At 62.7% G+C, this 22,417-nt stretch carries 23 protein-coding genes; 12 read left to right on the top strand and 11 right to left on the bottom strand.

Annotated elements, in window-relative coordinates; genetic code table 11:
• Positions 1-9: 9 nt before the first annotated feature.
• Positions 10-534: a hypothetical protein gene (locus E3O57_RS10370; RefSeq protein WP_133159806.1), complete on the bottom strand. Its 525-nt coding sequence runs from the start codon at positions 532-534 to the stop codon at positions 10-12.
• 362 nt (positions 535-896) lie between these two features.
• Here E3O57_RS10370 and E3O57_RS10365 point away from each other — a divergent pair, with 362 nt between their 5' ends.
• A complete protein-coding gene (locus E3O57_RS10365) occupies positions 897-1,553 on the top strand; it encodes a CatA-like O-acetyltransferase (RefSeq protein WP_103479688.1) in 657 nt (218 codons plus the stop codon).
• A 337-nt stretch (positions 1,554-1,890) separates the two neighbouring features.
• Here E3O57_RS10365 and E3O57_RS10360 read toward each other — a convergent pair whose 3' ends face one another.
• Positions 1,891-2,259, bottom strand: a complete 369-nt coding sequence (locus E3O57_RS10360) for a VOC family protein (protein ID WP_103460735.1) — start codon at positions 2,257-2,259, stop codon at positions 1,891-1,893.
• Positions 2,260-2,328: 69 nt separating this feature from the next.
• Here E3O57_RS10360 and E3O57_RS10355 point away from each other — a divergent pair, with 69 nt between their 5' ends.
• The gene (locus tag E3O57_RS10355) at positions 2,329-2,787 is read left to right on the top strand and encodes a MarR family winged helix-turn-helix transcriptional regulator (RefSeq protein ID WP_103479643.1); all 459 of its coding nucleotides are present in this window, start codon (positions 2,329-2,331) and stop codon (positions 2,785-2,787) included.
• A 533-nt stretch (positions 2,788-3,320) separates the two neighbouring features.
• On the opposite strand, the gene E3O57_RS10350 is transcribed toward E3O57_RS10355, so the two are convergent.
• Positions 3,321-3,752 carry a hypothetical protein gene (locus E3O57_RS10350; protein ID WP_133159805.1) on the bottom strand — a complete coding sequence of 144 codons (432 nt, stop codon included), beginning with the start codon at positions 3,750-3,752 and terminating at the stop codon, positions 3,321-3,323.
• 305 nt (positions 3,753-4,057) lie between these two features.
• On the bottom strand, positions 4,058-4,975 hold the full coding sequence (locus E3O57_RS10345) for a LysR family transcriptional regulator (protein ID WP_103479641.1): 918 nt from the start codon (positions 4,973-4,975) through the stop codon (positions 4,058-4,060).
• 72 nt (positions 4,976-5,047) lie between these two features.
• Between E3O57_RS10345 and E3O57_RS10340 the strand changes: the two genes are divergently transcribed.
• The 5 genes from E3O57_RS10340 to E3O57_RS10320 all read left to right on the top strand — a co-directional run bounded on the left by E3O57_RS10340 (position 5,048) and on the right by E3O57_RS10320 (position 9,847).
• The gene (locus tag E3O57_RS10340) at positions 5,048-6,043 is read left to right on the top strand and encodes a DMT family transporter (RefSeq protein ID WP_103479640.1); all 996 of its coding nucleotides are present in this window, start codon (positions 5,048-5,050) and stop codon (positions 6,041-6,043) included.
• Between the two features lie 257 nt (positions 6,044-6,300).
• Positions 6,301-6,657, top strand: a complete 357-nt coding sequence (locus E3O57_RS10335; protein WP_103460726.1) for a YciI family protein — start codon at positions 6,301-6,303, stop codon at positions 6,655-6,657.
• Positions 6,658-6,689: 32 nt separating this feature from the next.
• Positions 6,690-7,955, top strand: a complete 1,266-nt coding sequence (locus E3O57_RS10330; protein ID WP_198416826.1) for an RNA polymerase sigma factor — start codon at positions 6,690-6,692, stop codon at positions 7,953-7,955.
• A gap of 187 nt (positions 7,956-8,142) precedes the next feature.
• Positions 8,143-8,721: a hypothetical protein gene (locus E3O57_RS10325; protein ID WP_103460724.1), complete on the top strand. Its 579-nt coding sequence runs from the start codon at positions 8,143-8,145 to the stop codon at positions 8,719-8,721.
• 226 nt (positions 8,722-8,947) lie between these two features.
• Positions 8,948-9,847, top strand: a complete 900-nt coding sequence (locus E3O57_RS10320; protein WP_103479639.1) for a MerR family transcriptional regulator — start codon at positions 8,948-8,950, stop codon at positions 9,845-9,847.
• Positions 9,848-10,045: 198 nt separating this feature from the next.
• Here E3O57_RS10320 and E3O57_RS10315 read toward each other — a convergent pair whose 3' ends face one another.
• Together E3O57_RS10315 and E3O57_RS10310 are read right to left on the bottom strand one after the other, a co-directional pair.
• Positions 10,046-10,351 (bottom strand): transcriptional regulator, encoded by a 306-nt coding sequence (locus tag E3O57_RS10315; protein ID WP_103460721.1) that lies wholly within the window; start codon positions 10,349-10,351, stop codon positions 10,046-10,048.
• The gene (locus E3O57_RS10310; RefSeq protein WP_241990374.1) at positions 10,344-10,847 is read right to left on the bottom strand and encodes a hypothetical protein; all 504 of its coding nucleotides are present in this window, start codon (positions 10,845-10,847) and stop codon (positions 10,344-10,346) included. Before E3O57_RS10310 ends, E3O57_RS10315 begins: the two co-directional genes overlap by 8 nt.
• Before the next feature lie 701 nt (positions 10,848-11,548).
• On the opposite strand from E3O57_RS10310, the gene E3O57_RS18965 reads away from it, so the two are divergent.
• Positions 11,549-11,761, top strand: coding sequence for a hypothetical protein (locus E3O57_RS18965; RefSeq protein ID WP_133159804.1), 213 nt, complete (start codon positions 11,549-11,551; stop codon positions 11,759-11,761).
• Positions 11,762-12,035: 274 nt separating this feature from the next.
• On the top strand, positions 12,036-12,599 hold the full coding sequence (locus E3O57_RS10300; protein WP_103479636.1) for a DUF6578 domain-containing protein: 564 nt from the start codon (positions 12,036-12,038) through the stop codon (positions 12,597-12,599).
• A gap of 178 nt (positions 12,600-12,777) precedes the next feature.
• Here E3O57_RS10300 and E3O57_RS10295 read toward each other — a convergent pair whose 3' ends face one another.
• The 5 genes from E3O57_RS10295 to E3O57_RS10275 all read right to left on the bottom strand — a co-directional run bounded on the left by E3O57_RS10295 (position 12,778) and on the right by E3O57_RS10275 (position 18,040).
• Positions 12,778-13,014: a hypothetical protein gene (locus E3O57_RS10295; RefSeq protein WP_133159803.1), complete on the bottom strand. Its 237-nt coding sequence runs from the start codon at positions 13,012-13,014 to the stop codon at positions 12,778-12,780.
• A 349-nt stretch (positions 13,015-13,363) separates the two neighbouring features.
• Entirely contained in the window at positions 13,364-13,795 is a 432-nt protein-coding gene (locus E3O57_RS10290) for a hypothetical protein (RefSeq protein WP_133159802.1), read from the bottom strand.
• Between the two features lie 1,115 nt (positions 13,796-14,910).
• Positions 14,911-15,519: a DUF4232 domain-containing protein gene (locus E3O57_RS10285; RefSeq protein WP_165787964.1), complete on the bottom strand. Its 609-nt coding sequence runs from the start codon at positions 15,517-15,519 to the stop codon at positions 14,911-14,913.
• A gap of 139 nt (positions 15,520-15,658) precedes the next feature.
• Positions 15,659-16,813 (bottom strand): hypothetical protein, encoded by a 1,155-nt coding sequence (locus tag E3O57_RS10280; protein ID WP_103479635.1) that lies wholly within the window; start codon positions 16,811-16,813, stop codon positions 15,659-15,661.
• A 738-nt stretch (positions 16,814-17,551) separates the two neighbouring features.
• Positions 17,552-18,040: a hypothetical protein gene (locus tag E3O57_RS10275; RefSeq protein WP_133159801.1), complete on the bottom strand. Its 489-nt coding sequence runs from the start codon at positions 18,038-18,040 to the stop codon at positions 17,552-17,554.
• Between the two features lie 1,155 nt (positions 18,041-19,195).
• Between E3O57_RS10275 and E3O57_RS10270 the strand changes: the two genes are divergently transcribed.
• The 3 genes from E3O57_RS10270 (at position 19,196) to E3O57_RS10260 (ending at position 22,036) form a co-directional block, all read left to right on the top strand.
• The gene (locus tag E3O57_RS10270; RefSeq protein WP_133159800.1) at positions 19,196-19,873 is read left to right on the top strand and encodes an RNA polymerase sigma factor; all 678 of its coding nucleotides are present in this window, start codon (positions 19,196-19,198) and stop codon (positions 19,871-19,873) included.
• Positions 19,870-20,910 carry a CU044_5270 family protein gene (locus E3O57_RS10265; protein ID WP_103479634.1) on the top strand — a complete coding sequence of 347 codons (1,041 nt, stop codon included), beginning with the start codon at positions 19,870-19,872 and terminating at the stop codon, positions 20,908-20,910. Before E3O57_RS10270 ends, E3O57_RS10265 begins: the two co-directional genes overlap by 4 nt.
• A gap of 460 nt (positions 20,911-21,370) precedes the next feature.
• Positions 21,371-22,036, top strand: coding sequence for a hypothetical protein (locus E3O57_RS10260; RefSeq protein WP_103460704.1), 666 nt, complete (start codon positions 21,371-21,373; stop codon positions 22,034-22,036).
• The last annotated feature ends 381 nt before the right edge of the window (positions 22,037-22,417 follow it).

The raw sequence follows: 22,417 nt of genomic DNA, 5'->3' as shown, positions 1-22,417 counted from the left end.
CGGTTTGTCTTAGAGGGGTTTCCTGGCGGACGTGACCGTGGGGGTTTCGACCTCGTCTGGCACTCGCCACTCGAGACACACTGCCGCAGCCAATGTCCCGAGGGTGACGGCGACGGCCGAGAGACTGCCAGGCTGAATGAGCGCAGCCGCGACGAACAGTGCCATTGCCAGCCGGAATCCAGCGGTGCGTAACCGTGGTCGAGGAATAAGCCCGGCTGCCAGGATGACGATCACGGCAGTGACCAAGACTGCCGTCACGGGGAGAAGGGGCTGGATCCAGTAGTTGGCACCCGGCGCCTGATCGATAGGACGGGAACTCGTCGCGTACCAGGTGGACCAGCTGAACATGGCGATGGGCAGAATCGAGATGCCTGCCAGGAGCCGCGACTGCATTCCCGACGACTTCAAGTCCGCCATGGCAATACCGAGAGCGATCAGCAGAATAACGCCATACACACCATACGTGGCCACTCCAACGCCGATGTAACTGATGCCGTCTGCGCAATAGAACGAGCCAGGATCATCGCTGCCCATTTGATGGAAACTGCACTGGAAATGTAGGTCCTCCCGCACAAGTCCCAGCAGAAAGCCACTTCCCGCAAAAACGGATGCAACGAAGCCGACGCTCAGACTCAGAAGCGCTCTGCCCCTCGGACTCAAGGCGTCCTGCTCATGTCGCCCCGCCAACAACACCATCACAGTTCATCCGCCCACCCTATTGCGCCCTGGCGTCACCTGCCCAGAGTGCTGCGGGCCGGCACACACTCCCCACGCGCGGCGTTGGCCGCCGGGTGCGGAGAAAGAGAGAGCCCCCAACAGCCAGACGAAAGCCAGCCCGACGCTGCCGACCACGTAGCCGACCGGTGGAGCTGCCTACCCGACTTAGGCTCGAGAGCATGACACATACACGTGCGATCGATATGGACAATTGGCCTCGGCGGGAGCACTTCGAGCACTACCTCACCCGCGTCGAGTGCACTTATGCCATCACGGTCGAACTCGATGTCACAGAGTTGGTAGCGGCGCTTCGTGTCCGTCCATGGAAGAGCTATATCGCGCAGATGTGGGCCATCGCGTCAGTAGTGAATAGTCACGTTGAATTCCGGATGACCCTCACTGAGGGGAACGGCCCGGCGACCTGGGACATCGTTCACCCTGCATTCACCGTCTTCAATCCCGAGCGAGAGACGTTCTCCAACGTCTGGTCTCCCTTTCACGCCGACTTCTTTACCTTCCATGAACACGCGGCCGACGTCTTGGCCAGATACCGCACCTCCACGTCGTTTCAGCCGCAACCAGACATGCCCGCAAATGTGTTTGATATATCAAGCGTTCCGTGGACGTCGTTCACTGGGTTCAGCCTGCAGATACGCGACGGTTGGAAGCATCTTCTGCCGATATTCACCCTGGGTCGGTACAGGGAGTCTGGGGGGCGAACCACGATGCCCGTCGCCATTCAGGTGCACCATGCGGCCGCTGACGGTTTCCACACCGCTCGCCTTGTCCACGAGCTGCAAGAACTGTTTTCCGACCCCTCGTGGCTCGCCACGTAACTGACTTTCAACTCATCGCCCGGAGCCAGGCGGTTCCGCGCCTGCCGGATTACGACGGTACAAGTTTTGACCGTCCCGAGAATAAGCCAGATGGCGGGACACCATACGCACGAGCTTGAGCACGTCATCCGTTGTCCGCAACCCCTACGGATGCGAGCCAAGTCCAGATACGAGACAAGTGAAGTGCCGCTCGTCGATCCGGCTGGAGTGCCGTTTAGGTGTACTGAGGCATGACGTTGGTGACACTCACGCCGCACGCTCAGCGAGCGCTCCAAATGCTGAGGCGCTGTCCCCGCCTAGTTTGCGGCTCACCAGCCGTGCGGCGGCGTTCGGCGCCTTAGGGCCGGTCGTGGAGGGTGACCTGGTAGCCGTCGGGGTCGGAGAAGGTGAAGGTTCGACCGAAAGGGCCGTCGATCGGGGCCGAGACGATCGTGTGGCCGTCGGCGACGAGAGCGTCGTGGATGGCTTGGACGTCGGTGGCGTGGAGCCAGATCGCGGCCCCGATACCGGGCTGAGCAACGGACGCGAGATCGGTGCCGGGAACGATGTCTCGAAGCGCAAACGCGATCGGGGTCGTCTCAAAGACGACAGCATGGGGTGGGCCCGTCTGCGAGCGAACGAGGCCGAGGTACTGCTCGTAGAACGCCTGCGACGCGGCGAGATCGCGAGCTTGAAGGGAGATGAAGTCAGGGCCGGTTACGGGCATGGGGATGCTACTTTCAGTTGTGACAGTGTCAGTTATCTGACACAGACCAATGTATGTCAAAATACTGACATGAGTCAAGACGGTATAGACCTGGAGACGTCACTGGGCTACCTGCTGAAAGAGGCCTCGAGCGGCCTCCGCGCCGCCATGGAGGCAGTACTGCGCCCGCTCGGAATGAGCGTGACGCACTACTCCTGCCTCGAATTGCTCGCACAGCGCCCTGGCCTGTCCAATTCCGAGCTCGCGCGAGGAGCGTTCGTGACGCGGCAATCGATGAATGTGCTGCTGCAAGCCTTGGAACGAGACGGAGACGTGACCCGGCCGGCGGAGGCCCGCGTTGGTAAAGTCCTTCCCGCGCAGCTCACGCCACGCGGTCGACGGAGCCTCGAGAAGGCGACCGTTGCGGTCCGATCCGTCGAGGTCAGGATGCTGGGCGGCATGACCCAAGAAGAGCAGTCCGGTGCGCACAGAATCCTGCGGAGCATGATCCACTCTCTGCGCAATGACGGCGAGAGTGGATCGCGGTAAGTGGCTGTGCCCGGCGATTCACTCTCGTAATCGCGACTCTGGACCGGCTGGGCCAAACGACCCAGAACGTGCAAACACCGCGACGCCGGCAAGGACCTTGGCGGCCGACCTCTGATGTCTCGTATCCGATGGGACACGCGACACAGAAGTTACGCGACACCCCGCGGCTTCGGGCGTCTACCGTGCGGGGAAGGTTCCCTCGTAGTCTTGCCAAGTCCCAGCGAGCGCTTCCATCGCCCACCGTTGACTTTCTATGGGGGCGTCATGACCCGCGAAGGCCTCGACTCAGTCAACGGTTGCTCCGCATTTATCCGCGGTGACATCCTGAGGATTGGTCGTGGCATCCGGTTGGTACTCAGCATTCACCACTGCCTCGACGGTGAGCGCGCTTTGGTTGTCGATGAGCGTGCACCCTGCGTGCGACTGGGCATGGCCTCAGCATGCCGTGTTGCTCGGCTGTACCGCATCCGATGGCTTGTGAGGCGTCTCGTGTGCTCGAGTTAAGATTCCGCAAATAGCGATCCNCGATTTCTTCAGCTGGGGCGGAATTGGGGCAAAACCACCGCGATGTCGTAGACCTCAACCTCAAGCAGACGCACTAACTCATCTCCCGTCGCCAACCATCGAGTCTGATTCCTGGATTCGTCCCAGCCGTCAAACGGGTCAAAGTGACGTTGCCAGAAAAGCGACCAGTCGTTGAGGCGTCGGCCCAGTTCAGAGGAGATGCCATAATCGTCCGGCTCCATGGCGTACTTGTCAGTGAAGCTCTCCCATAACGGATAGTCATGGCCCCAGTCCAGGAAGAACCGGATCCGGTGCAGCTCGCCTGCTTGCTCCCGCCGGGCATGGTCGACGGCGCGATCGTCTGGGATTTCCGCGGGCACGAGTATCTCAATCTGCGTCCCCGGGTCAACCACGCGGCGGTACCGGCCGTCACTTCCACTTACAGGGTGCTCCTCAATCACGATTCGAGGCTACGGTACGGGTGTGAACTGGGGCACAGTCGCGCAGAGCCAGTTCTGCGGCCGAATTCGGACCACCGACCTTGCCCAATGGGCGGTCGGTAATCGGTCGGGATGTAAGGGTGCATTATCTGCGACATGATTTCGTGTCTTGTAACCCCACCGGATGCGAGACAGGTCCAGATACGAGACAAGTCGCCTGATGTTCGACGCTCGAACAGGCGGTCACACGGAGGTTACGAGACAAGAGTGAATTGGCCACTGTCGTGACGTTCCCCACAAGAGGAACTCCCCACGCGACACCGGTTCTAGACGCCGGGCGGTCGTTGGGTGAGGGCCGTTGCTATGGCCCTGACCTGTGAAAGGACCGCCTTTGCGTTGTTTCGCTCCAGAGTTTCCGGTCGAGCAAGGCAGTCGATGTGCCGGCCCAGCCCAGGGTGGGCGAGCGGACGAAGAACCAGATCCGGGTGGTCGCGGATGTTGGTTGTGTATCGGGGCATGAGCGCGATGCAACCGCTCGCTTCGACAACTGCGGCAGCTACGGAGAACTCGTTGATCCGGTGCAGGATGCGCGCCTCACTCCCACCGATTCCTGAGATTACTGAGAGAGCCTGCTTGAGCGGGAATCCTTCATGTACAGCGATCCATGCTTCGTCCTGAAGGTCTGCCGGTTGGATCGCGGCTTTCGCTGCGAGGGGGTGATCTTGTCGGATAGCGATATCCAGAGGCTCGTACAGGAGCGGTTCCACACGCACCGACCCCGGCCACGACGGGCTACCGACCAGCCTGTGCGCAAGGACAAGATCGTGATCGGCCGTGAGAGGTGGAAAATCCTCCTGGGCTACGTCGAAATCACTCAGCCGTACATCGGGCTGATCTGGACTGCCACATGCGGCGATCAGGGCGCCAAAGACCGCAAGGCCCACGCTATGGAAAGCCGCCACTGAAACGGCGCCCAAGCGATCGTCTTGGAAGCGGGCCACTGCCTGCTGGGCACGTTCGAGCGCCACTTCCACGTCGATCGCCGCCATCGCCAGGGCGCGCCCTGCGTCGGTGAGCGCTGTCCGCCGTCCGTCCCTGTAAGTCAACGGTGCGGCCGAGTGACGTTGCAAGGCGCTGATCTGTTGCGAGACCGACGACGGCGTGACGTACAGCGCCGCAGCGACGGCGGTAATACTGCCCCGGTCACCCAACTCTCTTAGGGCGCGAAGCTGACCCAGTTCCATAAGTTCAAACTAAACCATCCATGACGAAACTTCTCTCTTGTCTTACGTGAAAGCAAACCGGACGATGGTGGAATGACCGCTCCACTCAGCCGATTCCGTGTCGACCTACTCCTGCTCTTAGTCGCCGCCTCGTGGGGATCGACGTACCTCGTGGCCAAAGAGCTAGTCACGCTCGATTCCGTAGTGGCACTCCTCGCGCTGCGCATGCTGCTCGCCGGGGCCCTCATGGCGGCAATCGTGGCCGCCCGGCGGCACCGTGTAACTGCAGCCGAACTGCGAGCGGGTGTGATCCTCGGGATGGTGTTGGCTTCAGTGTTCGCATTCGAGACTTTCGGGATCGCCCACACGTCAGCAACGAATGCCGGCCTCATCATCAGCCTGACAATCGTGTTCACTCCTCTTCTCGATTCCGCGGTATCCGGTCGACCTCTGCCCGGCAGTTTCTTCTTTGCCGCAATGATCGCCGTCATCGGTGTTGCGCTTCTCGCCAGCAACGGCACTTTTCAGACGCCAAGCCTTGGCGACTTACTTATCCTCATTGCGGCAATCGTGCGCACCATCCACGTCACGTCGATGTCTAAACTCACCGGCAACAAACCGATGGACTCGCTTCACCTCACCACGGTTCAACTCGTTACCTGCGCGACAGTCTTTTCGGTGGCGTCACTGTTCTACGGCGACCCAATCCCACACTTCCTGACCGACCTCGACCCGCGACGCGCGGTCATGTTCCTCTACCTCGTCGTCGCTTGCACAGTCTTCGCCTTCCTGGTGCAAACCTGGGCGGTCCGGCGAACATCGCCATCGAGAGTGAGCCTCCTCCTGGGAACTGAGCCCGTCTGGGCCGTGATCATCGGAATTACGATTGCTCGTGACTTCGTGACCGTCACTGGATATTTAGGTGTCGCCCTCATCCTCGCGGGAACGGCATGGGGTCGCTCCATCGAGCAACGGCACCAACTCACCCTGGCCCCACGTGACCGTCGAGACTTACGAGCGGTATCTGCAGGTTTTGGACGACGCCGCTCATCCATCAGAGGCCTTCCCCCGATCAGCCGACTGTCATGAAAGTGTCAGGCGAGTACATCTAGGCGTCAGCGGGCGGCATCCCGTCGCGCCGCTCCGCGGCGAGACGGAGCGTCAGGTGGGGCCGCTAGAGTGCACTTCAGCACGCAAAGCCGACTCCGGCACGCACGGCGGCGGCGGCGCCGGAAAAATCTTGAAGAAAATCCAGGTCTAGCTGTCGATCCGGCGGCAGGATGTTCGTCGTAGTTAATGACGGAGCCGGACAGGCCGGCCCGCGACCTAATACAGGAGGCAGCTCCATGTCCCAGTACGCAATCCTCATCTACGAAGACCCGGCGTTCTACGCAAACGCGTCGCCCGAGGCGTGGGGCGCGGTGATCGACGCGCACAACACGTTCACCAAGCAGGTCTCCGAGCTCGGTGGGTCCCTCGCGGGCGGCGGGGCGCTCGCGCCCACGACGACGGCCACCACGATCAAGGGTGGCGGCACGGTGACGGACGGCCCGTTCGTCGAGACCAAGGAGGCCTTCGGCGGCTACTACATCGTCGAGGCGCGCGACCTCGACCACGCCGTCGAGATCGCCAAGCTGTGCCCGGCCCCCGGCGGCGGCGTCGAGGTTCGCCCGCTCGTGGACGCGTCGACGAACCCGTTCTGATCGCACCCAGCGACGAGCCGACCGCGTCCGCCATGCAGGCGGACGCGGTCGCTGCCGCGCTGGCGCAGGCCCACCGCTCCGAGTGGGCCTTCGTGCTGTCCGCCACGGTGCGCGTCGCGGGCGACCTGGACGTCGCGGAGGAGTGCGCGCAGGAGGCGTACGTCAGCGCGCTGCAGGCCTGGACCCGGGACGGCGTCCCGGAGCGGCCCGGCGCGTGGCTGACCACGGCGGCGCGGAACCACGCGCTGGACCGGTTGCGTCGGGAGGTCACCCTCCGGCGCAAGCTCCCGCTGCTCGTGGAGCCGGCGACCGTCGATCCGCACGACCCGGCCGACCTGGACTGGCCCGACGCCGCGGTGCCGGACGACCGGCTCCGGCTGGTGTTCACCTGCTGCCACCCCACCCTCGCCCCCGAGGCCCGCGTCGCCCTCACCCTGCGCCTGGTCTGCGGCGTTCCCACGCCCGACGTCGCCCGGGCCTTCCTGGTGTCCGAGCCGACGATGGCGGCACGGATCACCCGGGCCAAGAAGAAGATCTCCGCGGCGCGGATCCCCTACCGGGTTCCGGGCCGGGCGGAGCTGCCCGAGCGCCTGGACAGCGTGCTCACCGCCGTCCACCTGCTCTTCAGCACCGGCCACACGGCCGGCGAGGGGGACGCGCTCGTCCGTGAGGAGCTCTGCGACCGGGCCGTGCACCTCGCGCGCACCCTCGCTGCGCTGCTCCCCGAGCAGGCCGAGACCCGCGGCCTGCTGGGCCTGCTGCTCCTCACCGACGCGCGCCGGGCCACCCGGACCGACGAGCAGGGCCGGCTGCTCCTGCTCGCCGACCAGGACCGGACGCGCTGGGACCAGCGCGCGATTCTGGAGGGGCTCACGATGACGGCCGGGGCGCTGGCGTCCGGCCCACCGGGGCGGTTCACCCTGCAGGCGGCGATCGCCGGCGTGCACGCGATGGCGCCGTCCCTGGAGCAGACCGACTGGCCGCGCGTCGTGCACCTCTACGACCGGCTGCTGGCGGTGTGGAACACCCCGGTGGTCGCGCTCAACCGGGCCGCCGCCGTGGCGTTCGCCGACGGTCCGGCCGCCGCCCTGCCGCTCCTCGACGAGCTGGCGACCGATCCCCGGCTCGCCGACTACCCCTACCTTCCCGCCACCCGCGCCGACCTGCTGCGCCGCCTCGGCGACGCCGCCGGCGCGGCTCAGTCGTACCGGCGCGCGATGGAGCTCACGGCGAACGCCGCGGAGCGCGCCTTCCTGGAGCAGCGCCTGGCCGAGGTCAGCCGCGCCGCCGGGCTTTGAGTACGGCCCACTGATTGGAGTGAGGGCGGGTATCCGTATGAGGATCCCTCACCGGCATGGCCAGCTGCATCCGGACCCTGGCTCCACGACTACAATCGCCACCGATCGCCACACGCCTCGGAGGCAAGCCCCCAGCGGCCCGCGTAGTCAACCCTCCAGGTCAGTGCAGCTAGAGGGGGACCACCGAGTGACTACCATCCGCGCCGCCACAGCAGCCGGCGCTGGCCTGCTCGTGCTCGCCGTGCTCACCGGCTGTACCACTGGGGACGCCTCGTTTCTGCCCGACACCGACAGGACCCCGCAGGCGACTGCCGCGGCCTCCGCGCCAATCGAAGGGGACTCGAACGGGGACGGCAAGCTCTCCGAGTTCGAGAAGCAGGTGCTCACGATGAACGCTCCCCGCGACATCACCCTCCACGATGGCACCGTCGTCGTCGTAACACCCGGTCAGCCCCTCCCGCAGCCGGTCATCGACCAGATAGCCGCCGATGCGGCGCCCGGCGCGGCCCAGGCACAGACCGCCGACGAGTTTGCGCCCATTGCGGGCATGAGAAGCATCCGCGAGGTCGCAAGCTCATACGCGAACGAGCTTGGTCGCATCGTCGTCATCGTCTACCGGGACGACTTCGGCTATTGGGGCTCGATCTCCTCCGTCGACGCTTCAGGCGGGACCGGGCTAGCAGGCACCAGCGACCAAGAGGCGATGGTGGCCGCGGTTACCGACTGGGCCGAATCGCACGACGCCTACATGGTCGTTGTCGAGTAATCATCCGCATCCTCGAAGTCCCGGCGCTGCGCAGCACGGTCGGGGCGCGTGGATCAGGCGGTTGTGCTCGAGCTGCAAGCTCGCGAGTACGAGGCGCAGGCTGACGCGGGTTGCACTGCGGGCCCTCGCGCCTGGAGTCGGCGTTTTGTGTCAGAGGGGGTTGCTCCTGCCGTAGCGTCATGTGGTCTGCTGGAAACACATCCCGTCCCAATCCGAGAGGTTTGCCATGCGCCCGTTCCCGACCCCGCCCCGAGAGGTCCTGATCGGCGACGCCGCGGCGTTCGTCGGCGTCACTCCGCGGACGATCCGCCACTACCACCAGGTCGGCCTGCTGCCCGAGCGGGAGCGGGGCGGCGACGGCCGCCGCCGGTACGGCTACGCGGAGATCATCCGGCTGCTCTGGATCCGCCGCATGGCCGACGCCGGGATCGCCCTCGACGACATCCGCGACGCCTTCCACGGCGCCGCACCGAGCGGTGCCGACGGCGAGGACGAGATCGCAGGCGTCCTCGCGCGACTGGAGGACACCCTCGCAGCGCAGGAGGCCGAGCTGCGGCGGAAGCGCGCCTCGGTGCAGCGCATGCGGACCCTCGGCAGCCGACTGGGATTGCTCGACGATCTCGTCTCCGGCCGCCTCGAGGGCGCACCCGAGGGCTCGCTGCGCCCGGACGACCTGGACGTCCTGCTGGTCACCGAGCGGATCTTCGGTCCGCTCGGCGCCGCCGTCCAGGCCGGCCGCTTCCTCGCTCTGGCCGCCGATCCGGCACTGCGAGCGGAGTCCGACCGCGTCGACGCCGCCGAGGAGGCCCTGGACGACACGGTCGCCGTCGACGACCCCCGGGTGGTGGAGGTGGCGGCCGAGCGGCACGCCTTCGAGACCGCGCTGATGCGCGTCATCGAGGAGTCCGGTCAGCTGGAGGAAGACGACGCCATCTTCGACGCCTGGGACGAGCTGCACCCACCCGAGGGCGCTGACCCGGCGCCCGACCCCGGCCCGGCAGAGGGCTCCCGCGGGAGGAGCGCGGCGGAGATCATCCGGAGCATGCCCTACGACTTCTCCCCGGCCCGCCTGCGAAGCATGGAGCTGGCGGTGCAACTCGGCGCGGCGGCGGCGCCGGCGCCCTAAGTGGGCCGGCAGCGTCGGCAAGGTACCGATCGACTCGATGAACCATGGGCTTACGGGTGTTCGGTCGCACTGGACGCGCCCGTCTTCGCTGAAGTCGATCGTTGCGCGTTCGTTGGCTCCGGAGAACTCCCATGATCCATCGCGGGTTACCTGGTATTGGCGGGTACAGGCGGCGGTGCCCAATTTCAACATTCGATGTCAGATGGAGGGTGTCGCGATCTCCTGAAGAGCGCGGACGTGTGCGTCGAACGCAGTTCGTCCCGCACGGGTGAGGGCCAACCAAGTGATTCGGCGCGCGTCGTCGCGACCTGCCGATACGGCCTTGCGCGAGGTGACGTATCCGCTTGTGGCGAGGGTCTTCAGGTGTTTGGAGAGTGTGGCGTCGGACACACTTAGTGTGTCGCGGAGCACGGCGAAGTCGAGATGGTCGACCGGTCGCAGGAGCCCGCAGATCCGAAGTCGTACGGGTGCGTGGATGATTTCGTCGAACCGCGTCTCAGCCATGGCGCAGGTGCTCCACCGCTGATCGATAAGCGACATTGGCCAGCCAGGTCGTCGTCGCAAAGGCGACCAAACTGGTGGGCGCGACGGCCCAGTGCATTCCGAACGATACGAAGCCGAGTGACACGCTAAAGAGTAGGAGACAAGCGGCGATGATTCCGACTATCGCCCAGCCTGCACGCGCGCCCATCCTTCGAAAGCGGACGCCGGTCTCACGTTGGATCAGATACAGGACGATGAGCGTTCCGACGAGGGCTAACCAACTCGATGAGGGCGGTTCGTAGTTCGCACCTGGGTTGGTGGCCGCTGCTGCCGAAACCCACCACGCACCGACACCTCCGAAGGCGGCTAACAATGTCCAGGGCGCGTGCACGCTCGCCGCGAGGTGCTCCCGGTCGGACGACAGCGCGTTCAGGGCAGCCGCGGCTTCCGCTCGTGAGGGATCTCGAAAGTGATTTTCCATATTGGAAAGCGTAACGATTTCTTTCCATGACGGCAAGTGACTTGCTCGTTGGACAATGCACGGAAATTGACGACCATTGTCGCTTCTCGCACTCGTCTGCACGAGTCCTCACACTCGCGTGCACGGCACAGGCACCGCACGATGCGAATCATGCGTTCAGTGGGTTTCCCGTGCCTAATATCCCGTGGCTAATGAGGCGCTAGGTTTCGAGACACTCGACATTGCGCTTGGCGGTTTTCGATACCGGCCGTGGGAATCATGACCGTGGTTATTGGTCCGTGCGCTTCTGGGGCTGCCCGAAGTGGGGGCGGCCTGTCAGCAGGTCGGGCCAGATACATAACGAGACACGTTGCTGACACCGGAGTGACAGCTGGAGCCCGCAAACCACTGGATGCTGGTGCTTGTCTGTCCCGTCACCTAGGGTCGCAAGCGGGGTCGGTGTCAGTGTCCAGCTCCCGCCTCGAGGAAGGACCTCATGACTTCTCGAACGCCCAGGCTCTCTTTGGCTGTACTCGCCGTGTTGGCGCTCAGCGCCTGCTCCGCTGCTGCTGGCGCCGACGAGGCATCGCCGGGCACCGGGGGAAATGATAGAGATGGCGATTTCGGAAGCGTGCACTGATGGGTCGGATGCCCAGTGTGTATCTGTCAACGGTACGAGTGTCCTGCTCCCGTCTGGATTCGAAGAAGCCGGGGTCAGGGATTCCAGTGTCTCCGAAGACGGGCAGAACACGGTTGATGTGACGTTCGACAAAGATGGGGCCGAGGTCTTTCACGCGCTCACGGAGAAGGCCGTCGGAGCCGGAGATTCGGCGCGCCTAGTCATAAAGATCGGGGGCGAGCTGCAGGCTGCGGTCCTGGTGATGGAAGCGTTGAAAGGCGATCACGCACAAATCGGTCTCTCGCCGGATGTCATCGCCAAGGAGATCGTCGACCTAATTCGAGCGGGCTGACGAGCGCAGCCTCCGCCGCATCCAGGTGTCCCAAGCCAGCGTGGCGCTCAGCTCGAAATGCCTGGCCGGCGGTGCCTCGAAACCTTAGGCAGACATCTCATTCGCGGCTCGTCCAGCCTCCAGAACGCATCCCTATGTCTCGTATCCCACGGGATACCAGACACATAGGTAATGAGACGCCTCGAACCCCTCGCATTGTCCGCAACCTTCGTGACGTAGGCGGGCCTCCCGCAGAGAAGTAGTGCTCAGCTGCTGGGGTTCGTATTCTGGCTGAATGACGGTCCCGAGCAGTGAGCGGCGTTTGGCGATGCGTGCGCGGAGTCAACGTGATGATTCCCCCGGCGCGAGCAGTGGTGAGCGTCTCGGCGTCTTCTCCTTCCGCCCACTCGTCAAAGAAGATGTAGGAGCGGTCGACGCGGAGGACATCGAGCCGAGCAGCGGTCCACACGAGACCGATGTGTGGCTGACCGAATGGCAGGTCGCTGAGGAGGGCTTCGGCGTCGCACTCGATCACTACGTCGACTGGCAACTCGTGCCGATGGACGACGACTGGGCGACCCAGTTGTTTGCAGGCCGCCGAACAATCTCTCTACAGCTGGACACTTACGCCGAAGCGCGGCGGCACCCAACGGAGACTTTGGTTTGGACTCACCTCACCGGTCGCGTGACTCGAATCGACCAGATCTCCGTGCGCTTTCACCCGTCGGAAGACCCAGCGGAACGCGGAGTGAGGGTGGCAGAAACTGGTGGTGCCATGCAGCACAGCGTCTTGAGCCTGCAAAGTCCGCGCGTACATCACGGTGTACTTGTCGGCTGGATAGTCCGTGTCCGGAAATAGGAGCTCAGGGCCCATGGACTCAGTGCCGGCAGGTGCCCGATGTCTCGCATCCATGGGATATGAGGCAGATTGGCCAGACACGTGAAGGGGGCAGCTCAGGGAGGAAGGGAGCTCTTCAACTCATCCAAGGTGACCATGGCATTGCTCGACGTTTTCAGGGTTGACCGAAATGCTCGAGCTAGGTTTTCTCCGCCCTCCGATAACGGCTGTCCGTGATCAGCATGACCGTCACCCATACCAGGATCGAAAAGGCCGAGGCGGGACCAGCCCATGACGGATTGCCGGAGTTGCTGATGTAGATCAAGTTCAGCACGATGAGCCACACCACAGACCCCAGGAAGAGGGCGAGACGGATAGGCGAGAACAGAACGGACAATCGTCGTTTCAAAGAGCGGCGATATTCGGTGTCGGTCATCTGCATGTGCCTCCCGAGTAGTCGATCTGGACAGTCTTCGTTCGCATCGCTTGGCCCGTCCCCTTGGCTCGTACGTATTTCGAACCATAACGGGTTCCCTCTGATTTCGACCCGTCGTTATCGAGATGCCGCCTATCGCCGACGGTATGGTCCCACGAACGAAGCCTGTGATGTGCCTCGAAGCCGTACGGATGCGAGAAAGGTCCAGATGCGAGACATGTCAGCTGCCGCTCGTCGCTGAACAGGCGATCTCCTTTGTCTCGTATCCCATGGGTTTCAAGACAATGAGGTTTCAAGACACTGTGATCCGGTAACCCCAAGATGGGTTACTCAACGAGCCCGACGTGCACTAACCAGCGAAATATCCACCGTTGGTCAGAATCGTTTGGCCCATAACCCACTGGGCAACGCCACACGCCAAGATCATCGCCGGCGCAAGGATGTAGTAGCCGACTCGGGATCCTTTGCCCATATGATGCGCATCAGGCTTCTTCCCTGTGCGCCACAGACGAAAGAGAAGTATCAAAACGGGAAGCAGTGCAATCTGCATCGGAATCCCATTGCCGCTCCGGTTGTACTTCCCGTCATACGGCATTCGGGTGTCCCATGGCACATTCACAAATACGAAAACAGCGATCCCGGCAGAGACTACAAAAGTAACCACACAAAGAATCGTTTTGAATTTCACGGCTCTTTTGCCCAGGATCAGGTCCTGCTCGCTAAGTCCCCTCAGGGGATCTTCATATCCTGCGCCAGAACTTTTGCCATCATTCGCTCCCACGGTGACTCTCCTGTCCCTCGCTCGACAAGTTCTCCACTTACAAATTCCGCTATTCAAATTCGGTCCGGGAGATCCTCGACCGGCCTGAGTGGATTCAGGAAACCGAGATGACCTTGTCCTTCACCTGCGGGCGGCTTTGCTAAACCTATCGAATGCGAGACCTTGGCCACGGCGGTAGCCGTTCAGCGAGTTCCTTTGCATCGTCGTTTGAGCTGCGATTTCCCAAGTCTCGTATCCCATGGCATATGAGGCACTTCGGTTGCGAGACATTTCATCGCGTCACGGTCGCACCCGGCGGAAGGATCGTTTGAGGCTCTCTTTGCGTTTCTGCCGAGACGGCAAAGTCTGCGAAGACCGCGCCGCGATGCCGCCTCCGGAGCAATACGATCTCTTCATGGGGAGATCATGGCGAGGGAATCAGTTCCGACCGGATTGGCGAACCGAGCACGCACTCCAGACAGGTCGGCAACCACTAGAACCCCTACCCGCGCTCCTCATGCTGTTTTCTCGAGCACTTCTGCTCTGGATACTCATCCCGCTCGGATTCGCCGCCTGGGTGCTCGGGTCGCCGTGGTTCCTGCTCAAACATGTCTCGCTCGGACAATTCCTGGGTTGGCTCGATCTGAATTTCTGCGTTGCGCTCCAGCGCGGCCCACTACGACCGTTCATCGCGAAGCCACGAGTCAAATGGATCCCTGGAAGCAAGATGCACCAAACAGAACACCGAATACGGATGCTCGACCTCTGGTGAACCGACCACTGGCCCGTCGCAAATCGGCAGGGTCACCAGGATGGCGCACGAATCGCGTTACCCCGGCTCCCAAATCAGCTCAGGCTTCGCCAACGCGGGGAATGCCGATTCCCATCCACGGTGTGTGGAGCCTGCAGAAGCGGTCGTAGAGCAGACGACGACGGTAATTCTGTCTCGAAACCCTACCGATGCGAGACAGGCCAGGATACGAGACAAGTCGTCTGCCGCTCATCTCGTGGACGGGAGCGATCTCCATGTCTCGTATCCCATGGGATATGACACACATAAGTAACGAGACAGTGCTTCAGATGTGCAGTCTCAACAGGACGACGGCCTGCCGAGCGCAGCGCGGCATCCGGCGGAGTCAGGATGCAGGAACGAGTGACCCGACCGTGAAGTCGGTCCAAGCGTCGCCGCAGACCTGCAGATCAGCTGGCGCGTCGATGCCCGGGCCAGCACCATCCGATGTCACGAGCACCCGGATGGTCGTCACTTTCGCCGGCGTGCAGTCGTACGTGACGACGTACGTGAGGAGCGCTTCCACCTGGGCCGACTCGCCCGGGGCGAGCGCCCCGGCCTCCGGCTCGATGGGGCCCAATATCTTGTCGTCACGGCTGGCCAGATTAGTGCCGTCGGCGCCGAGCAACAGCACTCCTGGTCCCCCGTAGTAGGAGCAGGATTGCTCCGACACGTTCGTGAGCACGATCGCGAGCCCCTCCCGGGTCGCTGTAGAAAGGTCGGGACGCTCTACAAGCTCAGCGGCGAGCTGTTCGTCCTGACACCGGTCGTTTGGCCACACAGGTTCCGCCGCTTCGACTTGGGGGGTTGCAGTCGGGGTCGAGCTCGACACGGGTGCGCTGGCCACAGTGGGCTCCGGAGCCTCGGCGGCCCCTTCGGCGCATCCTACGAGCGCGAGAGTGGGCAGCATCAGCAGCGCGATGAGGGCTATGCGGTCAGTCCGGGTCTTGAGCATGCGGCGAATCCTTTGAATGAACGGACAGAAGGTGCATCTAAGGTCTCTTTTGCCAGCCAGACGATGGAGGCTGTCGTCCATTGACAGTGTCGCGTTGTCGGACAGTCAATAACCCTCGACGAACTTACAAACATGACCACTAGCGGGTGTGGGCGATGATCGCTTCGGCGATAGCCACCGTGTCGCTGTTCGACGCGACCTGGTAGGCCGACTGGCCGAGTGAGAAGATCACGACGCAGAACGGTGTCACGTCGGAGCACATCTGCACGGCGTGCTCACCCTCGACCGCGCCCTTCAGCGCAATCGTCGGCAGGGCCTGGCTGTCTGGTGTGGAGACCACCGTGTCGACGAGTCCGGCCAGGTCGTAACCGACCGTGACCGACGTACCCAAAACCCCGGCGGCGATCAAGTCGACCGGGACGCCGGCGGCATCCACATCACACTGGAATACCCCGGCCCGCTGCGCCACGTAGTTCTCAAAGTAGGTCAAGCCGTTTGGTGGGGACCGGACTTCGTATTCGAGCGAGTCGACGCCGAGAGCCGTGGCGATGCCCTCCGACCCCACCGCGCGGGTGCAGTCCGATTCGTGTTCGACCAGATCGACCGTCGGCCAGACGAACTGGCCGGGCTGAGCATCCGTCAGAGCGGTGAAAACGGATGCCGCGAGCGGCTGCATCTGCGCCAGAATCGCGCCGGGCGTCAGCCCGGAGAAATACCAACCGTCGCGTTGGATCCAGTTCGTGCTCAACACGATTTCGACCCAGGCATCGCCGACCGGCGCGCTGATGAAGCAGCCGGTGTCGTAGCCGCACCCGGTCGCCGCTTCAATGCCTCCGATGGTCATCGCGGTGTCGGAAGGGCCGTCGCCGAACGATAAGGCGTCGTCGCCCACCGTGTAGGGCGCCCAAGAGTCGGCGCCGCCGGGAACGACCTTGACGCTGACGTAAGCCCAGTCGAAATCGACCGGGTCGAGCAACGGGTTGGTGACCGCGGGGCCGACCCGCCAGGAGCAGGACAGACCGCCCAGGGCTGGCACGACGTAGTCAATGAGGTTAAACGCTGGCTGGATCGCGGCCACCGGGGTCGGCGCGGTTCCGCCAGCGGTGACGAAAACGGGTGCCACGTCATCAAGGGCGGCAATGTCGTCGCAGGTGTAAACGCTCGCTGCCGCTGGTGTTGGTGCGACGGACGCTGACGGTTCTATCGGGGGCCCCGCAGTGCATCCGCTGAGGACCACGATGGCGAGCAAAACAGCCGGCGTGAGGGCGATGCGGCCAGTCCGGGTCGTGCGCATACGGCGAATCCTTTGAACGAAACGGACAGAAGGTGTATCTAGGGTCTCTAGCCGACGACGCTGAAGATGCCTAGTCGCCTGGCCAACGCGCGTAGTCGATCCGCATCAGTTCCTATCCGCAGTTGCATCGGCGTAGAAACGACGGACCGGACCCTCTGATCGTTCTCTTCTGTCCGGGCGGACCGAAAAAAACAACACGGCTCCTCTTGCGAGAGTAGTGGGCAGTGTAGGCAAGCTCCGCCATCTATCTGGTCCCTACTCCTCGCGTTCTGCCCCCAATTCGGGCAGCCTAGATTCTCCAGGGCCTGCCATGACCGGCAACCGTCCATGCCCGTTGGGATCGGATCACAATCCTGCGAAGCGCACCCACCCCAAGCGAAAGTTCGAGAGCCCGGCTGCACTGGCTATTTGGTTGGAATCCCGCAGCTCGGGGTTTGACCCTCGGACCCAAAGCAACTTTCTCAACGCCTGTTGGGCTTGCCTGTTTCGAAACCCTACCGACGCGTAAAGTCTCGTGGGTATTGCTCCCGCGGACGCCGCAGTAGCAGCGTCTGCCGCTGTTCGTATGGGATACGAGACACCGAGGCTATGAGACACCGAGGTTGGGCTCAGAGGAGGAGCCGGCACCCGCAGGCGGCTACCCGTACGCAACAACCCGGCACCTATACGCCGAACAACAACCCGGCGCATATGAACAGGCCGACGACCAGCAGGTGCCCGATCGTAGCTGCGCCCATGTCAACCGCCTGGCGCGCTGGTGAAATCGAATGAGGCGCTGTCGCCGTCGAGTGAAGTGACGGTGACTGTGTACGTGTTGCCTTCCTTGCAGTACACGACGAAGGCATCCGTAGCGGTGGCGCCCGGCTCGATGATCGAGGGGAACTCGCCGATCGCATAACCTCGGTGCTCCGTCGTCACTGATCCGGCGCGACCGCCGAAGGGAAGATCCCACTCGGTCGAGCTTGAGCCGTCGAAGACTGCAAGGTCGCTTTCGTTGAACTTGATCGGCGTGGGGCTGAGGTTCTCGATTTTCACTCCGACTCCGCAGTAGCCGTCGAAGGAGTAGCTGATCTGATCAGCTGAGATCCGCAGGTTCGCTGTCTCGACCTCGTCGGGAGACGACGTCCTCAGCTCGAGGAGGCTGCACCCCGCCAGCAGCCCCGCTGAAACGAGCCCGCCTATCAAGCCAAGAGTTGTTCGGGTGGCTAGCGAAAATCTTCGCGACATGGCCCGAGCATATGCGACCTCTCGGAGCCGTTGGTCACGCACATCGATCATGCGTTTGCCGTCCCATGTCCTAAGGTGTCAATCGTCGCGCATACGAGCACCTGCCACTCCGCACTCGACAGTCGCCGAAACGAGGAAATCAATGCCTCAGGGCGAAGAAACCGACGCGTGGGTTCAGCGAATCGGCTCGGAAGCAGCGAGAGTGCGCCGTAAGGCCGACCCGATCGTGTTTGGGGCGGTGGCAGCGGGCATCGGAACCATCATGTTGGCTACATTCGTAGGCCGTATGGTGTCTGCGCCGGAGCAGTACGGCGCTGCGCTACTCGTCGTCGGTTTCGTGGGAGTGCTCCCGCTCGTGATGAGTGCAATGGTCGTCGGAACAGTTTTGAAACGGCGTGCGGGAGCACTCGCAGCACAGCACATTGGCTTGAGCCGGTACTCCACTTACAAAACCGTTCCCACGATGTACCTGGTTCGCCCGGACCGATTCGATGACTTCATGGTTATCGCAGGCGTCCCACAGGCCGGCAGCTACGTCGCCCACCCGTCACCTGTGGCCTTCGAAACTGCGAGACGACACAGTGACCGGATACTGACACCGCCGACGACGCTCCCGCGAGAGCCGGACGGATCCGGCCGCGATATCACTGCAGCGGGGACCTCTCGATCGGGGTTGTCTCGATCAGTTCGTCTTGGTGGTGCGCTCGTGTTGTGCGGCGTCGTTCTTGCCTTGGCTGGAGCGGTTGTAGTTCTCATTGGCACTATCCAGGGGCACCCGCAAGGCGGCTTGGTACTGGCACTGGTCGGGAGCTGCATCCTGTGCTTCGTCGTTGGCACACCCCTGATGTATGTCCGTCGGACCGGCTAGCGCCCACTCTGAAGGCCCACTTGCCACCGGAGCTGGAATAGCCCACATCTGTCTCGAAACCCTACCGATGCGAGACACGTCCGGATGCGAGACAAGCCACCTCTTGCTCGTCGCCCCGACCGAGTCTCATATCGCATGGGATATGAGGCACTTTGGTTTCGAGACACTCCTGCTTTGAGTCGCGAGGTGGTTGGGGGAACCGGTGGTCCGACATGGATGTCAGCGAGGAAGTCGAGAACAGGCATCAGCCCACGTTCGGAAAATGATGGCTGCGTCCGGCAGACGAGTTGTTCGAACGGTCTGCAATTTCGGAGACGAATCGAACGTTCCTGACATTCTTTGGAAAGACCACAATTTTGGGGGGACAGCGTGAGAAAAAGATGCGAACAGCGGTCGTGACAGAGATCTCGTCAGGGCCGGTGACAGACGAGAAGCTCCTACAGCAGAGCGTTGACGGTGACCGACGAGCCTTCGGCACCCTGCACGACCGACATAGCCGAATCGTCTACGCCGTCGCCATCACGGCCACGCGAAACGCGGCCGACGCTGAGGAAGTTTCCTCAGACACGTTCTTCACGCTGTGGAAGAAGCGGGCGACGGTGCGATTCACCGACGGATCGGCCTTACCGTGGTTGATCGCGACCGCCCGATACCACGCGATGAATCACCAACGGGCACGTTTCCGGGAGGCGACGATCTCGCTCAACGACGACGTGGATACCCATTCCTCGGCTAGCGCCGAGACGATCGCCGCCGAACGCCAGCTCACCGAACGGCTCGAAGAAATCATCGCCGATCTGGGTCCTCTCGAACAGAGCATTGTGCACCTGTGCCTGGTCGACCGCCTTACGTACGAACAGGCCGCGCTCCAACTCGGCATCACTCACGCCACGGTGCGAAACCGACTCGCCCGATCACGCACACAACTACGCCACGAACTGCACCTGGAGGAAGGAACCTCATGACCAAGTCAACTGACCTGCGCAGCGACCTCCTGCCGAACGACGAGGCTTTCACCCGGATGAAGCAGGACCTGTTCGAACGAATCGACGCCGACGAGCTCGCCCCATCAATCGATCTGATTGCTCCGGTCACGCCCATACACGACCCTGCGAAGAAGACGACGCGGCGACGGTGGGCAGGTGCCATGGCCGTGGCAGCAGCAGCGATCACCGTGGCCCTGTTGGGGGCCAACCTCTTCAGCCCGAACGTAGCGACCGCGACGGCTGCGGAAGTGCTCCGTTCAGCCGCAGCCGCGACCATCATCACCGCCGACCCGGTCGTCGGCCCAGGCCAATACCTCATGACCCAACGCACCGAAGGCGCCCTGGGGAGAGGCAACGACTACGGCTACATCGACAACCGTCGCAGCGCTATGTACATCCCCTATGACCGGGCAGACACCTGGATTGAAGAGATACAGTGGCTCCCCGCTGGCGAGATCTTCGGTGATGCCGTGAAGGCACAAGCAGAGATCGACGATTTCTGGAGCACGCCGGGACGCGGTGACGCGAAATTCTACGAGGGGCCGGCCGGTATCTTCGCCGGATCTGACCGGTCGTACCCGGAGATGGCATCCATGCCCACAGATCCCACCGAACTGCTGGAGTTCGTCTACAACAACCTCACCGGCCAGAACCCGCGAGACGAACAAGCCTTTGTTGACATCTGTGACCACCTGTCGACGGGTGTGGTGCCGGCGAAACTACGCGCTGCAATGTATGAGGCTCTTGCCCAGATACCGGGGGTCTATGTCGCGGAGGGTGAAGTGACCGTCGATGGCCGCACCGGCGTAGCAATCGGCCGCAAGACCAACTCCGACTCGGAATCCCACCAGCTCATCATCGACCCAACCACAGGGCTACTTATCGGGACCAGAAGCGTTCAACTCATTGACCGCCAATTCGTACCGGCTGGCACGAGTGGAAACGTGACATTGGAAACCACGGTGGTTGATCAAGCCCCCACTGGTCCCTTCACCGTGCGGCCCCCGCAGGGCTAGAGACACGCGGATGATCACGGACCAAGAGTCGGCATCGGTGCCGTCCGCGACGTATTGGATAGACGTTACCTACGCGGTGCGAGAGATGCTCGATCGATAGAGACCTACATATCTGCCGGCTCGAGGACATTAGTCCTCGAGCCGCTCGGTCTGTCACCCCTTCTTGGCACGAGCACGATCTGAGCTGGTGGACCTTTTCGAACGGTGCTGTCTCGAAACCCTACGGATGCGAGACGGGTCCAGATTCGAGACAAGTCAGCTGCCGCGTCGCATGCGGTTGGACCCGCCATGGATTAATGCTCGGCCATTCATCGTAGGCGTCCAGGGGACACCCCAGTTCGGGGCAGGCGGGACCCGAGCGGCATGTTCCGGACATTATTGAATGAACGGGAGAATCCGTTCGGCGCGGATCGACCAACTGGCTCCCGCCAATGCTGGCAACAACTTTTGAAGGAACAAAATGACCAAGCTCGCTTCCTACTTCGTTGCCGCCGGGTTAGCCGCGCTGTTGTTGTCCGGTTGCGCTACGCCTCCCGTATCCGAACCTGCTGCTGCTGCGGGGGCCGGTGCTGTATTGGGAGTGGATACCAAGCAGGTCCTGCCACAGACTCCGCCCGCCGACGCGTCCACTCCCGGCGACGATGAGTTCTGGGAAGCAAATTACGCTCCGCTTGGAACCGCCACCGCAGCCATTGAGGAGCAATTTCCGGAAGAGTTCGGCTACGCATTCTTCGACAAGACCCCCACTATGCATGTCGCGTTCAAGGGATCAGCTCCGGCCGAGGCCGTCGTACTTTTACAGAACACCGGCTTGCCCTTCGTCATCGTCGAGTCTGTGGGTTTCAACGCAGCTGAATACCAAACGGCGGCCAACGAGGTGACCAGGCAGACCCGCCAGTACGTTTCTGCCGAACGACAGGTGCAGGTTTCCCAGAGCTCCTCGGATGTGCCGGGCCTAATCGAAGTTAGCTTCCAGTCGCTCGACCCGACGCTGACCATCGACCCGGGGCTGGCCGAGTCCATTGACGTCGACCCGCCTTTCAGCGTGGCGTTTGATGCCACAAACACCTCACCAGTCACCATGGGTGTAGGCACCGAGCAGGTCCTTCCTCCCATCGACGAGTAGCGCGCCAGCACGCAGTGAGCGGGATGGCGCCGATCACTGCCGAGCCAGCGACCGGAGACTGTCAGATGCGAGGCGCATGACTCCACGAACCCGGATTCGTGTCTCGAAACCCTACGGATGCGAGACAGGTCCAGATACGAGACAAGTGAGGTGCGGCTCGTTCGCGCGAGTAGGCGATCTTTGACGTCTCGTAACCCATGTGTTTCGACACTATGACGTTTCGAGACACCTCTCACAGGAATGGGACTCAAGGGCGGCTCAGCGGTCCCTCCCGAACAAGCTTTCCGCAAGAAAAACAGTGATGGGTCGACTACTCCGACTGCGAGAGCGCTCGCTCCCAAGCCCTTTGGTTTCGACGGACGTACTGGGCCGCTTCTCGCC

The organism is Cryobacterium sp. TMN-39-2 (assembly GCF_004402745.1).
Classification (GTDB): domain Bacteria; phylum Actinomycetota; class Actinomycetes; order Actinomycetales; family Microbacteriaceae; genus Cryobacterium; species Cryobacterium zongtaii.
Note: the sequence above shows the minus strand (reverse complement) of the source record. Positions and strands in the feature narration are given on the sequence as shown.

Coding starts and splice junctions, on each gene's coding strand:
- E3O57_RS10300 (WP_103479636.1), top strand. CDS start 12,036: ATGACGGTCCCGAGCAGTGAGCGGCGTTTGGCGATGCGTGCGCGGAGT.
- E3O57_RS10285 (WP_165787964.1), bottom strand. CDS start 15,519: ATGCTCAAGACCCGGACTGACCGCATAGCCCTCATCGCGCTGCTGATG.
- E3O57_RS10340 (WP_103479640.1), top strand. CDS start 5,048: ATGACCGCTCCACTCAGCCGATTCCGTGTCGACCTACTCCTGCTCTTA.
- E3O57_RS10320 (WP_103479639.1), top strand. CDS start 8,948: ATGCGCCCGTTCCCGACCCCGCCCCGAGAGGTCCTGATCGGCGACGCC.
- E3O57_RS10365 (WP_103479688.1), top strand. CDS start 897: ATGACACATACACGTGCGATCGATATGGACAATTGGCCTCGGCGGGAG.
- E3O57_RS10275 (WP_133159801.1), bottom strand. CDS start 18,040: ATGTCGCGAAGATTTTCGCTAGCCACCCGAACAACTCTTGGCTTGATA.
- E3O57_RS10330 (WP_198416826.1), top strand. CDS start 6,690: ATGCAGGCGGACGCGGTCGCTGCCGCGCTGGCGCAGGCCCACCGCTCC.
- E3O57_RS10295 (WP_133159803.1), bottom strand. CDS start 13,014: ATGACCGACACCGAATATCGCCGCTCTTTGAAACGACGATTGTCCGTT.
- E3O57_RS10265 (WP_103479634.1), top strand. CDS start 19,870: ATGACCAAGTCAACTGACCTGCGCAGCGACCTCCTGCCGAACGACGAG.
- E3O57_RS10355 (WP_103479643.1), top strand. CDS start 2,329: ATGAGTCAAGACGGTATAGACCTGGAGACGTCACTGGGCTACCTGCTG.
- E3O57_RS10360 (WP_103460735.1), bottom strand. CDS start 2,259: ATGCCCGTAACCGGCCCTGACTTCATCTCCCTTCAAGCTCGCGATCTC.
- E3O57_RS10315 (WP_103460721.1), bottom strand. CDS start 10,351: ATGGCTGAGACGCGGTTCGACGAAATCATCCACGCACCCGTACGACTT.
- E3O57_RS10335 (WP_103460726.1), top strand. CDS start 6,301: ATGTCCCAGTACGCAATCCTCATCTACGAAGACCCGGCGTTCTACGCA.
- E3O57_RS10280 (WP_103479635.1), bottom strand. CDS start 16,813: ATGCGCACGACCCGGACTGGCCGCATCGCCCTCACGCCGGCTGTTTTG.
- E3O57_RS10260 (WP_103460704.1), top strand. CDS start 21,371: ATGACCAAGCTCGCTTCCTACTTCGTTGCCGCCGGGTTAGCCGCGCTG.
- E3O57_RS10345 (WP_103479641.1), bottom strand. CDS start 4,975: ATGGAACTGGGTCAGCTTCGCGCCCTAAGAGAGTTGGGTGACCGGGGC.
- E3O57_RS10370 (WP_133159806.1), bottom strand. CDS start 534: ATGGGCAGCGATGATCCTGGCTCGTTCTATTGCGCAGACGGCATCAGT.